This window comes from Phocaeicola sp. (assembly GCF_048170425.1).
Taxonomy (GTDB): domain Bacteria; phylum Bacteroidota; class Bacteroidia; order Bacteroidales; family Bacteroidaceae; genus Phocaeicola.
The window spans coordinates 1-13,982 of record NZ_DBEXBB010000137.1; the positions used below are offsets into that span (position 1 = coordinate 1).

At 41.3% G+C, this 13,982-nt stretch carries 11 protein-coding genes and 1 other RNA gene; 3 read left to right on the forward strand and 9 right to left on the reverse strand.

Features of this window, described 5'->3' with window-relative positions; translation table 11 throughout:
- Positions 1–265: 265 nt before the first annotated feature.
- Entirely contained in the window at positions 266–1,420 is a 1,155-nt protein-coding gene (locus ACMJ0U_RS05360) for a lactonase family protein (RefSeq protein ID WP_417128671.1), read from the reverse strand.
- 112 nt (positions 1,421–1,532) lie between these two features.
- Between ACMJ0U_RS05360 and ssrA the strand changes: the two genes are divergently transcribed.
- Positions 1,533–1,929: a transfer-messenger RNA gene (gene ssrA, locus ACMJ0U_RS05365) on the forward strand.
- A 437-nt stretch (positions 1,930–2,366) separates the two neighbouring features.
- Here the strand turns inward: ssrA and ACMJ0U_RS05370 are convergent.
- From ACMJ0U_RS05370 to ACMJ0U_RS05390, 5 genes are all read right to left on the reverse strand, one after another.
- Positions 2,367–4,646 carry a RelA/SpoT family protein gene (locus ACMJ0U_RS05370; protein WP_417128673.1) on the reverse strand — a complete coding sequence of 760 codons (2,280 nt, stop codon included), beginning with the start codon at positions 4,644–4,646 and terminating at the stop codon, positions 2,367–2,369.
- 78 nt (positions 4,647–4,724) lie between these two features.
- The gene (locus tag ACMJ0U_RS05375) at positions 4,725–5,987 is read right to left on the reverse strand and encodes a transglycosylase SLT domain-containing protein (RefSeq protein ID WP_417128674.1); all 1,263 of its coding nucleotides are present in this window, start codon (positions 5,985–5,987) and stop codon (positions 4,725–4,727) included.
- 3 nt (positions 5,988–5,990) lie between these two features.
- Positions 5,991–6,773 (reverse strand): DUF5683 domain-containing protein, encoded by a 783-nt coding sequence (locus ACMJ0U_RS05380; RefSeq protein WP_417128675.1) that lies wholly within the window; start codon positions 6,771–6,773, stop codon positions 5,991–5,993.
- 11 nt (positions 6,774–6,784) lie between these two features.
- Positions 6,785–7,681 carry a ParB/RepB/Spo0J family partition protein gene (locus tag ACMJ0U_RS05385; protein ID WP_022053402.1) on the reverse strand — a complete coding sequence of 299 codons (897 nt, stop codon included), beginning with the start codon at positions 7,679–7,681 and terminating at the stop codon, positions 6,785–6,787.
- A 4-nt stretch (positions 7,682–7,685) separates the two neighbouring features.
- Complete coding sequence (locus ACMJ0U_RS05390; RefSeq protein WP_195204942.1) at positions 7,686–8,453, reverse strand: ParA family protein; 768 nt, start codon at positions 8,451–8,453, stop codon at positions 7,686–7,688.
- Between the two features lie 214 nt (positions 8,454–8,667).
- Between ACMJ0U_RS05390 and surE the strand changes: the two genes are divergently transcribed.
- Together surE and lpxB are read left to right on the forward strand one after the other, a co-directional pair.
- Complete coding sequence (gene surE / locus ACMJ0U_RS05395) at positions 8,668–9,444, forward strand: 5'/3'-nucleotidase SurE (RefSeq protein ID WP_417128676.1); 777 nt, start codon at positions 8,668–8,670, stop codon at positions 9,442–9,444.
- A complete protein-coding gene (lpxB, locus tag ACMJ0U_RS05400; protein WP_417128677.1) occupies positions 9,441–10,592 on the forward strand; it encodes a lipid-A-disaccharide synthase in 1,152 nt (383 codons plus the stop codon). The genes surE and lpxB overlap by 4 nt, the downstream gene beginning before the upstream one ends.
- 35 nt (positions 10,593–10,627) lie before the next feature.
- On the opposite strand, the gene ACMJ0U_RS05405 is transcribed toward lpxB, so the two are convergent.
- Genes ACMJ0U_RS05405 through rsfS form a run of 3 tightly spaced genes read right to left on the reverse strand, consistent with a single transcriptional unit; the run spans position 10,628 to position 13,922 of the window.
- Entirely contained in the window at positions 10,628–11,485 is an 858-nt protein-coding gene (locus ACMJ0U_RS05405) for a phosphatidate cytidylyltransferase (protein WP_417128678.1), read from the reverse strand.
- 20 nt (positions 11,486–11,505) lie between these two features.
- Positions 11,506–13,539, reverse strand: a complete 2,034-nt coding sequence (gene ftsH / locus ACMJ0U_RS05410) for an ATP-dependent zinc metalloprotease FtsH (RefSeq protein WP_417128679.1) — start codon at positions 13,537–13,539, stop codon at positions 11,506–11,508.
- A 23-nt stretch (positions 13,540–13,562) separates the two neighbouring features.
- The gene (gene rsfS / locus ACMJ0U_RS05415; protein ID WP_417128681.1) at positions 13,563–13,922 is read right to left on the reverse strand and encodes a ribosome silencing factor; all 360 of its coding nucleotides are present in this window, start codon (positions 13,920–13,922) and stop codon (positions 13,563–13,565) included.
- Between the last annotated feature and the right edge of the window lie 60 nt (positions 13,923–13,982).

Here is a 13,982-nt window from a genome sequence, read left to right on the forward strand (position 1 = left end):
TAGACAAGGTCACGAGCAGAACAGCTAAAGCGGCATGACATGAATTTACAGACAGGAGCAGAAGAGGTCATCAGACTTCTTCCGGAACATCATGTCCAACAGATAGGATTATATGAAAAAACACAGAAAAAGGGCAATAATAATGGCATATAAAGTGATTATACTCTATCGACTTTATATGCCATCTTACTTTTTAGGGACATTTACTGAATATCCCAAATGACAAGCCTCTTTTATGTCGTAAAAAACAAATTTCAGATTACTCTCAGTCCATCGGAACAAACTTCAGACAAACCGGCTTCGACATTTCAATTTTCTCACCGGTATCCTGCAACAATCCGGTTTCCGCATCACGCGCAAATATCTGAATTTCATTCGTATCCCGGCAAGCCACCAGCAAATATTTCCCATTAGGCGTAATGGCAAAGTTACGCGGATGAATTCCCGTAGGCTGATAGCCTGCCTTTTCCAGCGTACCGTCCTCCGAGTTGACTGAGAAAATAGCAATGCCATCCCCTTTCAAGCGATTGGAAGCATAAACAAAGTTACCGTCCGGCGAAATATGAATATCCGCACTGCCACGCGCATCGAGCGTATCAGCCTTGATAGTCTGAATGGTATCCAGCTTCATTTCATCGTACGAAAGCACGATAACATCACCCGAAAGCTCCGTAATGAGGTAAGCATGTTTCCCGTCCGGCGCAAAGCATGTATGTCGTGGTCCGGCACCCGGAGCCAGTTGTACATCATAAGATGCCGCACGATCCAACAGTCCCTCACCTTTCTTTTCGCTGACCGGAAATGCATGAATACGGTCAGTACCCAGATCATTGGCAAGCAGCAAACGACCATCCGGTGTAAAAAGCACACAATGCAGATGCGGCTGGCTCTGCCGTTCCTTATCCGGTCCGCTTCCCGTAAAGGCGAGCGTATCACCTTCCAGCAGTTCCCCGTGACTTCCTAAAGGAAATACAGTAACATTTCCACCCATATAGTTGGCAGTCAGCACATAATCCTCCTTCGGACTCAACGTAATATTACAAGGAGCTCCCCCATGAGTTGGTTGAGAGTTAATGAAAGAAAGCATCCCTTTCTCACGGTCAAAGCTCAGCGCATTGGCCGTAGAAGAAATCCCTTCATCCTCTCCTACCGCATACACCCGGCTACCGTCGGCCGACGGAGTAAGAAAAGAAGGATTCGAAATGCCGGACAAGCCACTCCTGAACGTCCCTTTTCCTGTTTCCTGATTGAATACATACACACGGATACCTTCCTCCTGCGCCCGGGCATAACTACCCACCAGCAGATACAACGAGTCTGTTGTTCCTCCGGAAACTGACTCCGCGTGTTTCGCATTTCCCATGCAACCGTTTCCTATTAAAGCCATAGTAGCCATACATACACCTATCAATGTCTTCATATTCCTGTGTTTAATCAATTCATTAAGGACGTCAAAAATACGTAAAATCAGTCATATTTTGGCAGAATCACAAATATTTCATATCTTTGCAACTGATAAATATCACAGACTTGGGCTTGACTGGATTTGACAGCGAGAGATGTGGTATGTAAGCATGCAGTGCGTCAGTGATTTGCACTATAATCTCAGTTGCTGAACAATTATCTGGCAACGAAAACTATGCTCTCGCTGCTTAATCGAAGTACAGTAGATTAGCTTTATTTCCGTCAAAGTGATGGAAACGAGACATCGCTCAAAAGCTCTTGTTCCGAAGCGTTTGGTTTAGCGGTGCAGCAAATTCGGAAATAGTTTTGGTCTCGTTCCGCGACTGAAATGAAATTTTAGGAACTAAGGTATAAGTGGGTGGCTCTGGTCTTGCTTATGCACGAAAACCGAAGGCAGAGATAAGCATGTAGAAAGCATATGGCTTCCTTGTTTGGACGAGGGTTCGACTCCCTCCAGGTCCACGATGATTATTTTAAACCGCTGAATGTCAGCGGTTTTTGTTTTTTAGCTCTTATACTTTCCCCGTTTTATCAGTCAGTTCCATCAGAAAAGCTATATAAAAATCTGAAGCTCTATTCGGATAGAGCTGTTCTATATTATTGCCCGATGCAATAGAAATTGTACAGGAAATATCTTTACGATGATGTCGCAGCACGTTCGTGTTAAGACCTCGACACGTACGTGTCGACCTCTCCGCACGTATGTGTCACGACCTCGTCACGTACGTGTCGAGGTAAATCTGGTTTTGTCTTCAGGAAATAATGAACGGATATTTCATGAAAAAGCTCAGGAATTTTTTACAAATAAAAGAGGCCGGTATCTCAGCGGAGAGGCCGGCCCTGAATTTGAGTAAGATTTTTTATCGGATTGGCTATAACGGAAATACGACAGCAGCAAGTTTTTAATCGGTAATGGTGTCATCGAAGTTTTCTATTCGGGTGACTTTCTTGATGTGGTCTAATTTCTTAAGATTCTCGCAGATGGTATTTACATCATCTACATCGTGTACAAACAATTGAATTCGGCCTTCAAAAATACCATCATTGGACTCGATATTCAATTTGTGAATATTTACGTTCAACTGTTGGGATATAATACCTGTTACTTGGTTAAGCACTCCAATTCCATCGATTCCTTTCATGTATACATTTACCGGGAAGTTAAGTGCTTTGCCTGTTTCCCATTGTACAGCCAATAATCTGTTGCCAAAGCTGGTTTTCAATTGTGTGGCTATCGGGCATTGGCGCTTATGGATAATAATTCGATTGTTGTCGTCAATATATCCTAATACATCATCTCCGGGAATTGGTTTACAGCAGTCTGCAATGATGTAGTGCTTCTGAATTTCTTCAGGCGTAAGCTTGACAATTTTCTTCTTGTCGATATTCAATGCCGGTTTTTCTTTGGAGGATGCATTATCCTGAGATTTGGGTTTGCTTCCTCCTCCAAATGCAAATGCAATGTATTTTTTCCAATTTGTGGGGCTGGATTTTTCTTTTAACTCATTCTTTTCTAGGTCTCCTAAGATGAAAACTTTTTGTCCGATCTGGTACATCAAGTCTTCAGGGGTTTTTAGTTTGTGAAGGGTACAGAGCTTCTGGATGTTCGTTTCGGTAGCTTCAATGCCTTCTTTCTTAAAGAATTCATGCAGCATGTCTTCTCCGGTCTGCTGGACTTCCTTTCGTTCCCTTTTGAGGATGGATAATATTTTAGCCTTGGCTTTTGCTGTCGTGGCAAAATTAATCCATGAAGGTTGTACTTTCTGTGATTTTGAAGTCAGAATTTCTACCTGATCTCCACTTTGCAGTTTATGGCTTAGTGGTACCAGTTTATGGTTTACTTTAGCTCCAATACAATGGCTTCCTAAGAATGTATGAATGGAGAAAGCAAAATCAAGTGCGGTTGCATTCTGAGGCATCGTTTTAATTTCACCCTTAGGAGTAAATACAAATATCTCAGATGCGAAAAGATTAAGCTTGATTGTATCCAGAAAGTCAAGGGCATCGGGCTGCGGATCATCCAAAATTTCTTTGATGGTTTTCAGCCATTTGCTAAGCTCGCCTTCGTCTTCACTTCCTCCTCCTTCTTTGTATTTCCAGTGTGCAGCAAAACCTTGTTCTGCTACATCATTCATTCGCTCACTTCTGATCTGAACTTCAATCCACTGCCCTTTGTTGCTCATTAATGTCACATGAAGAGCTTGATAACCATTGGCTTTAGGGTGGCTGACCCAATCGCGCAAACGGTCAGGATGAGGCTTGTAGATTCGGGAAATAGCTACATAAATGTTGAAGCAGTCATTCAGCTCTTCCTCTTCATTCTTAGGAGTGAAAATGATGCGTACGGCAAGTATGTCATAGATTTCTTCAAACGTGATATGTTTGTTTTGCATCTTGTTCCAGATGGAGTAGGGAGACTTGATACGTGCCAGAATACGATAAGGGAGTCCCATTTTATCCAATTGTTCGCGAATGGGAGCTGTGAATTCTTCAAATAAGTTGGTTCTTTCAGCTTGAGTAGCCTTTAGCTTTTCTTCGATTTGCTGGTAAGCTTCTGGGTGTTCGTATTTAAAACTTAAGTCTTCCAATTCTGTCTTGATACGATTCAGACCCAGTCGGTTGGCGAGAGGAGCGTAGATATAGAGTGTTTCCCCAGCAATTTTGTATTGTTTGCTTGGAAGCATGGAGCCTAAGGTACGCATATTATGCAACCGGTCGGCAATTTTTATAAGAATGACACGGATGTCATCATTCATTGTGAGAAGCAGCTTCTTAAAGTTCTCTGCCTGTGCAGAAGCTCTGTCTCCGAAGATTCCTCCTGAAATTTTGGTTAATCCATCTACAATTTGAGCAATCTTAGGTCCAAACAAGTTTTCGATATCTTCTACGGTATAGTCAGTATCTTCTACTACGTCGTGGAGTAGAGCAGAACAAATTGAAGTGGATCCTAAGCCGATTTCTACGCAGGCGATGCGTGCTACAGCGATAGGATGTAGAATATAAGGCTCGCCCGAACGTCGGCGCACTCCTTTGTGTGCCTGTCGGGCGAAATTAAATGCTTTTGTAATTATCTCGACTTTTTTCCGATGTTTACTTTTCAGGTATTGGCCCAATAGCTCCTGAAATGCTTCATCAATCAGTTTTTCATCTGTTTGTTCCTGCGTAAGTTTCTCCTCGGTCATAATTCTCTCCCTTTTCTTTGAATCAATAATGCAAAAATAGAGAAAAATACGAATCAAACAAGCAAATGAGGGGTTTTCTTACCGGATGCGTAGAGATTTGCCAGCCCGGATATTACTTCCCTTGATTCCGTTTAGTCTTCGTAATTGATTTACACTAACCCCATATTTAGCCGCAATGCCTCCTAATGTCTCGCCATTGCGGATGCGGTGGTATACAGCATTTCCGTTATTTTTCCCTTTAGTGGTGTTGCTGACAGTTACAGTATTACGACGTGTCTGATAAATTTCCGGTTTGTAGTTGTAGATACTGTCTTCGTGATCAATAAAACAACTCATCATCTGAGTTGGCAGCCGTAAGGCATAAGGCTTCTCATTTCCTGGAATGATATCTTTTTTAAATTCCGGATTGAGTGCTCGTAGTTGATCAATGTCAATCTTACAGACCTCAGCTATTTGATTCAAATTTAATGATTGGTTGATATGGACGGTATCAGTACTTTCTGGCATGTTCATCTCCATAGGACTAATGTAATGCTCGCAGTAATAAGTCATGATGTAGTTTGCGGCTACAAATGCAGGTACGTAGCCTCGTGTCTCTTTGGGTAAAAAGTTGTAGATTTTCCAGAAGTCTTTTTCACCTCCAGCCCGGCGGATAGCTTTATTAATTGTGCCTGGTCCACAGTTATAAGCTGCTAGAACGAGGTTCCAATCTTGATAAATATCATATAAGTCTTTCAAATATCGAGCTGCTGCGCGGGTAGATTTAATAGGGTCTCTGCGTTCGTCCACAAGTGAATTAACTTTCAAACCGTATACTTGTCCCGTGCGAAGCATGAATTGCCACAACCCTACAGCACCCTGTGAAGAAGTTGCAGTTGGATTTAATGCAGATTCAATGACAGGAAGATATTTTAATTCTAAAGGAAGGTCGTACAAATCTAATGCTTCTTCAAAAATAGGCATGTATAGATTGTTGGCGCTCAGCATAAATGAAACCTTTTGGCGGAGCCGGGTAGAATACATGTCTATAAATTTTCGTATGATGTCATTATAAGGCATCTCTATGATGGCAGGAATGCGCTGTAAACGATCCATGTAGATAGAATCGCTGACTTCCGGATTTTGGGTAGTCATTGTACAGTTCTCGGCTGGATTTATGTAATGTTTGGAAATCCAGTCCAAGTACAGACTATCCGTGGTAGAAATCATTCCTTCTGGTAAATCTATTACATCTTCCTGCCCATTGGTTTGTATGGTAATCGTTTTTTCTGTCTGTTGGGCATAAAGAGAGGAAGCGTTACAGATTGCAGCAGTAAGTAAACTAAAAATTATTCTTTTCATCTTTTAAAATTTAATACAGCATTGCAAACCAACTCCTTGCGGACGGTTGCGGAATGCATCGTTGAACACGGTAGGTTCCCATTTCATGCTGAGGTCTTTGCTGATGTCAAAATCAGACAGTTCAGCATCTACATAGGCATCAATCACTGATAGCAGATATACACCAATGAATGCAAATATACTTAAATCGCGTTGACGTCGATAAAGGTCTTTGCGTTTTCGGAAGATTTCCTGCCAATACTCCAAACGGTCATTGACATTTGTTCCGGGAGGAAGAAAATCCATATAGCTGTTGTTATTGGGATTATTACTCATAATGTCTTGATAGGCTTGAGAATAATCCTTATACATCTGCCCGTTCCAGGTCAAGGCGTATGCACATCCTACGAAACCTCCATAAATGATAGGCAGTTTCCAGTACTTTCGGTTGTAAATCTGTCCGGCTCCAGGGATAACGAGCCCTAACCATACTGTACGGTTAGAATTGGGTATCCAGCGTTTTTTCTCCTGAGCTGGAGGTTGAATATTTTGAATGGAGTCGTTTTGTCTTGCCAAGGCTGTAGTGTCTACGGGGGCTTCTAATGCCTCTAATGCGAGTTTTCGCTGCAGGTTGGTCGTATCAGCCAAAGTCAGGCTGTCTACCCGATTCTGTGAGCGAATAGAATCAGTTGTCAGTATACCTTCCCTGCGTTTTTGAGCTCGCTGTGCATTTACTTCCATGTTCTCCAAAGGGATACAGAATAGCAGGATAAGCGACAGAATATATGTAAAAGTATGTGCTCTCAAATTATTTTTGTTTATTCCGTTTTTTTCAAAGAATCCAGAATCTCCATAATTCTTTCCAGGTCTGCATCGCTGTTGAAGGGAATGCTAATCTTTCCTTTTCCTTTATTGGTACAGGAAAGCTGTACTTTCGTTCCAAAGAAATTACACAGATGATTTTGAAGCATAGAGTATTCTTCGGATAGTTGTGTTCCTTTGGCAGAGATTGTTTTTCCTCCGCTTTTTATGCTTTCACCGTTAGCTAGTGCTTTTACAATTTCTTCCACTTTACGCACGGAATACCCTTGAGCGACCGTCTCATTAAAAATACGTATCTGAGTTTTAGGATCTTCTAGAGTTAATAGCGCACGCGCATGTCCCATATCTATTTCCTTATTCTTCAAGGCTACCTGTATGGGGGCTGGCAATTTTAGCAGACGTAAATAGTTTGCTATGGTTGTTCGTTTTTTGCCAATGCGTTCGCTCAGGCGTTCTTGTGTCAGTTCATATTGTTCAATTAAATGCTGGTAGGCCAGTGCGATTTCCAGGGAATTCAGGTCTTCGCGTTGAATATTTTCAATCAAGGCCATTTCCATCACATTCTCGTCATCTGCAGTGCGAATATATGCTGGAATCGTTTTTAGACCGGCAAGTATGGATGCCCTATATCGTCTTTCACCTGCAATAATTTGATAAGAATCTTCATTTAGTTTACGTAAGGTGATAGGCTGGATGATACCTATTTCCGCAATGGAATCAGCCAGTTCTTGCAGGGCGATAGGGTCAAATTCACGACGAGGTTGGTTGGGGTTTACAGATATTTTGTCCAGTTCTATTTCGTTGATGGATGATGATCCGGAAGTTTTTACTTCTTCGTTGGATATCAGAGCATCAAGTCCTCGTCCTAATGCAAATTTTTTTTGTACTGCCATATACTTATTTGCTATTTCTTGTTATAATTTCATTGGCTAAAGCCAAATGGTTTTTAGCTCCGGTTGATTCTGCATCATAAAGAATAGCAGGAATGCCGTGGCTTGGTGCTTCACTTAGCTTGACATTACGCTGAATAATGGTCTTGAAAACCAGTTCCTGGAAGTGTCTTTTTACTTCGTCGTATATCTGGTTGGCCAGACGCAAACGCGAGTCGAACATCGTCAGCAGGAATCCTTCGATTTCCAATGAAGGATTTAGTTTTGTCTTGATAATCTTGATTGTGTTTAAAAGCTTGCTGATACCTTCCAGCGCAAAATACTCACATTGTACCGGAATAATTACAGAGTCGGCAGCCGTTAAGGCATTGATGGTAATTAAACCCAAAGATGGAGAACAGTCTATCAAAATGTAATCGTATTCGCTTTTCATCGGTTCCAACGCGTGTCGCATGATTTTCTCACGGTTCTCCAAATTCAGCATTTCGATTTCAGCACCCACCAGGTCAATGTGAGAAGGTATGATGTCTAATCCGTCAATATCGGTTGTATAAATCGCTTCCCGTATGTCAGCCTGATTGATCAGACATTCATAGATTGAACAGTCAATGTCTTTCAAATCTACACCAAGGCCGGATGAGGCATTTGCCTGAGGGTCAGCGTCAATCACTAGTACTTTCTTCTCGAGAGTAGCTAAAGATGCAGCCAAATTTATAGTGGTAGTAGTTTTGCCTACACCTCCTTTTTGGTTGGCTAAAGCAATAATTTTTCCCATATTAATCAGTTTATTCTGATTGCGAAGTAACTAATAAATGACGATAGTTTCAATTAAAATTCCATGACTTTTGGGAAAGTGTTGAAAACTCACCTCATCTGTTAATAACTTCACGCGGGCAAAGATATATATTTTTGGCTAATTGCATGATGTGGTTTGGTAAGATTAAGATTTGTTGTAACTTTACACTCATAAAAGTTTGGATAATAAAGATATGATGAAAGATAAACCATTTCTGTTGTTGTCGAATGATGATGGATTTGCCGCAAAGGGCATTCAGGAACTGATAAAAGTATTAAGGCCAATGGCCGATTTGATGGTAGTAGCACCTTCTGGACCACGTTCTGGAGCTTCCGGTTCCATTACTTCAGAGTATCCGCTTCGTTGTAAAAAGATAGAGTCGGTACCGGGATTTTCATTGTACAGTTGTACGGGTACTCCTGTGGACTGTGTGAAACTGGCCTTGTATGACTTAGTACCTCGTACGCCTGATATGGTGATAGGAGGAATTAATCACGGAGATAATTCTTCTGTTAATGTGCACTATTCAGGTACAATGGGAGTTGTTATAGAGGGATGTCTGAAAAAAATACCTTCAGTAGGCTTTTCTCTTTGTAATCATGCGGAAGATGCTGATTTTACACCAACATTTCCTTATATACAACGTATTGTAGAAGAGGTCTTACAGCATGGATTGCCTGTAGGAACCTGTTTGAATGTAAATTTTCCTGATGTAAAGGAGCTGAAAGGAGTTCGTATTTGTCGGCAAACAGACGGAGTCTGGACAAATGAGTTTGTAAAGGCTGTTCATCCCAGAGGCGGGAATTATTATTGGCTTACAGGTTCTTACCGGAATGATGAACCCGAGGCACAAGATACTGACCATTGGGCATTAGAGCATGGATACGTAGCCATTACTCCTACTCAGATAGATGTAACGGCTTATACTTTAATGGAACAATTGAATCATTGGAATTGTTGGCAGCTATGAAGTATTATTTAATTGTAGGTGAAGCCTCGGGCGATTTGCATGCATCTAATTTAATGAAGGCACTGCAAGCGAAAGACCCTAAAGCCGAGTTTCGTTTTTTCGGAGGCGATTTGATGGCAGCAGCAGGAGGTTCACTAGTTAAGCATTATAAGGATATGGCATACATGGGATTTATCCCGGTGTTGCTTCATTTGCGGACAATCTTTCGTAATATGGATTTTTGTAAGAAAGATATTGTTCAGTGGAATCCGGACGCATTGATTTTGGTGGATTATCCGGGGTTTAACCTGAAAATAGCTGAATATATAAAAGCGCATACGAATATTCCAATCTTCTATTATATTTCTCCTAAAATCTGGGCTTGGAAGGAATACCGCATCAAGAATATTAAACGAGATGTGGATGAATTGTTCTCTATATTGCCTTTTGAAGTGGATTTTTTCAAGAAACATAATTATCCCATTCATTATGTCGGAAATCCGTGTGTAGATGCCGTACATTGTTTTGAGCAAGGATATACCGAGAACTTTGATGAATTTGCCTTTCGTAACGGGTTGGATAAAAAGCCGATTATTGCTTTGTTGGCTGGTAGCCGTAAACAGGAGATTAAGGATAATCTACAGCGAATGATACAAGTATCCCGTAACTATACGGAATATCAGTTTGTTATTGCGGGGGCTCCTGGAATATCTCCCGAATTTTATCAGGCTTATATGGGGACTGATACTAAAATTATATTTGGGCAGACATATAGCTTACTAAGTCATGCTACGGCTGCTTTGGTCACCAGTGGTACGGCTACGCTTGAAACAGCCTTGTTCCGGGTGCCTCAGGTAGTGTGTTATTATACTGCTGCAGGAAAACTGGTTTCATTCTTACGCCGACATATTTTAAAAGTTAAATATATTTCTTTGGTTAATCTGATAGCTGGTCGTGAAGTGGTGGCTGAACTGGTTGCTGATGGCATGACCGTAGAAAATGTGAAGCAACAATTAGAAGCAATCCTACCTGGGCAAATGACTCGTGAGAAAATGTTGCAGAATTATGATGCGTTAATTAAGATTCTTGGACAGGAAGGAGCTTCTGAACGGGCAGCAGGAAACATAGTTGAACTTTTATCTCAAAAATATAACAGGTCCTTACAGTAAAACTGAAGGACCTGTTATATTTTTCTGTGCTTATATTATTCAATAAAAGAAATGATATACAGATAAACAACCGCTGCTGGAACCGCCATCAGAGTGCTGTCAAAGCGATCTAACATACCTCCATGGCCAGGTAATATATTGCCTGAGTCTTTTATTCCAATAGTGCGTTTAAGCAATGACTCTGTCAAATCTCCTAATGTACCGAATATCACAACGGTCAGGGATAATCCTATCCAGATACTGATTGGCATAAACGGAAAGAAATGCGCCATTACAATAGCTCCTATGATACTGAAGACTCCTCCACCAATGGAACCTTCCCATGATTTTTTAGGAGAAATTCGTTCAAACAAGCGATGTTTCCCGAATAGCATACCTGTACAATATGCTCCCGTATCATGAATCCATGTGAAAATAAATATTGACAACGGCAATATCGGGTTGTACTGTACCTGATAATGTGACAGTTCTCCTTCATTTCCAATAGAATGATAGGCTAGTACGTTTAACATCGCAAACGAAAGTGCGATGTAGATTTGGCTCATCATGGCATACGCCCAGTTGTTCAGTGGATTCTTTTTCTTTAAATATAGCTCACTGACAAGCAGGTATATGATAAGAAATAAGTAAGGAATCAGTATTTCTGTTTGTCCAGGCATGACACCTAAATAGGCAAATCCGAAAAACAAAAATACACCGGCCAACATACATATAGGTTTGTTTATCTCTACATCCGTTTGTTTGCTCACGATGTTCCCGAACTCATGAATAGTCAGGGCTGTAATCAGCACAAACAATAGAGTGAAAGAGATAGGACCTCCAAGAATACAACCAATAAGTACTCCTACGAAGATTATTCCCGTAATTGCTCGTTGAATAAAGTTATTTTTCACGTTAGTAGGTTTTTGTTTGGTTATGCTTCTTCTTTTTCCTGGTTTTCTTCCAGTGAAGGGGAGTCGTTTTCACTAGAAGAGTTGTTTTCACTATCCGTATTTTCCTGCCTGTTTTCCAGCTGTTTGGCTTCCGGTAGCTGCTCATTGGCTGCCATAATTTCTTCCGAACGGGAAGTCCATGGACGTTTACCGAAAATCTTTTCAACATCTTCAGCAAAGATTACTTCTCGGTCAATTAACAGTTGTGCCAGTTGGTTATGGCCTTCGCAGTGTTCTTGCAGTAAGGCTTTTGCACGCATGTACTGTTCGTTAATCATGTGCTGTACTTCCTGGTCTATAAGCTCAGCTGTATGCTCACTGTATGGTTTCGTAAAGCTGTAATCTTCATTGCTGTTATAATAGCAGAGATTAGGGAGCTTGTCACTCATACCTGCGTATGCAATCATGCCATAAGCCTGTTTGGTGACTCTTTCCAGGTCATTCATTGCTCCGGTGGAGATATGTCCGATGAAAATATCTTCAGCAGCGCGTCCGCCTAGTGTAGCGCACATTTCATCCAGCATTTGTTCCTTAGTGGTAATCTGTCGTTCTTCTGGCAGATACCATGCAGCTCCTAACGCACGTCCTCTCGGAACAATGGTTACTTTAATCAGTGGATTAGCATGCTCCAAGAACCATGAGATGGTGGCGTGACCTGCTTCGTGAAGTGCAATAGCACGTTTTTCGGCGGAAGTCATGATTTTTGTTTTCTTTTCCAGACCACCTACGATACGGTCGATTGCAGCTAAGAAATCATCTTTGTCTACACTTTTCTTTTGATGACGCGCTGCAATAAGAGCGGCCTCATTACATACGTTGGCAATGTCTGCACCACTGAATCCAGGGGTTTGGCGTGCTAATAAATCCACGTCTACGTTGCTGTCTAGCTTTAGGGGGGTAAGGTGGACACCAAAGACCTCCTTCCGTTCATTTAAGTCAGGAAGGTCTACATATATTTGTCGGTCAAAACGCCCTGCACGCAGTAAGGCCTTATCCAAAATATCTACACGATTGGTTGCCGCTAAGATGATGACTCCGCTGTTTGAACCAAATCCGTCCATTTCTGTCAGAAGCTGGTTCAATGTATTTTCACGTTCGTCATTTCCTCCCATACTTGGGTTTTTGCCACGGGCACGGCCTACGGCATCAATTTCATCAATAAAGATGATACAAGGCGATTTTTCTTTTGCCTGACGGAACAAATCACGTACGCGAGAAGCACCGACACCGACAAACATTTCTACAAAGTCTGAACCGGAAATAGAAAAAAACGGTACATCAGCTTCACCAGCAACGGCTTTGGCTAACAATGTTTTACCAGTTCCCGGAGGGCCTACCAGCAAAGCACCTTTAGGAATCTTTCCACCCAATTCTGTATACTTTTGCGGCTGTTTCAAGAAATCTACAATTTCCTGTACTTCCTGTTTGGCGGCAGCTTGTCCGGCTACGTCCTTAAATGTAATGCGGTTAGTTCCTTTTTCAAAAAGCTGTGCTTTGCTTCTTCCCACATTAAATACGTTTGAGCCTCCTCCGGCGCCTCCTCCGCCACCCATGCGGCGCATGGCAAACATCCAGATACCGATAAGGAAGACAAACGGCAGAACGTTCCACAGGATTATGCTAAAATAGTCACTTTTCTTTTCGTATTGGATAGAACCGGTAAAGTTTCCTTCTTTAGTCTGCTCATCCAGGAACTTATCCAAAGCTTCCATGGAGCCAATTTGTACATTGATAGAAGGGCTTCTTCCGACTTTGTTGGCATCTTTTTTGAATACATCTACAATGTGATCCGGCTTAATATACATTTCCACCGTATTGTTGTCGTATGCCACGATTTTATCTGCATAGCCTTTGGAAACCATTTCCTGAAATTCGGTATAGTTCACCTCTTTGGTGGCGCTTCCTTCATCTCCGGAAAAATAGAGGAAGGCAAAAATCAAGGCAATGATGACATAAAGCCACGTTAAATTAAAGCGTGGCACATTGATTTTAGGTTTATTGTTATTGTCACTCATATTTCTCTTTCCTTAATTATATATTAGTTCAAATCTGGAATGTCGGTCAGTTTGGCATCTGCCCACAAGTGTTCCAGATTATAAAAATGTCGTACCTCCGGTAAAAATATATGTACAATGATGTCGCTATAATCCATGGCTACCCATTGTGCATTTCTTTGACCGTCTATGGTATACGCTTTAGTGCCGGTCTCTTTTCTTACATGTTCTTTGATTGAGTCCACAATTGCCAATACCTGACTGGGAGAATTTCCCTGGCAAATGATAAAATATTTACAGATGGTATCTTCTATTTCGTTTAAATCAGCTACTACAATTTGTTTGCCCTTTTTCTCTTGAATTCCTTCAATGATTTTTTCTATTAAAGTTGTCGTTTCGTTCATTCTTTTGATTATTCCTATTTTAAAAATTTAAAATAAAGTTCTATATATAAAATAGGACAA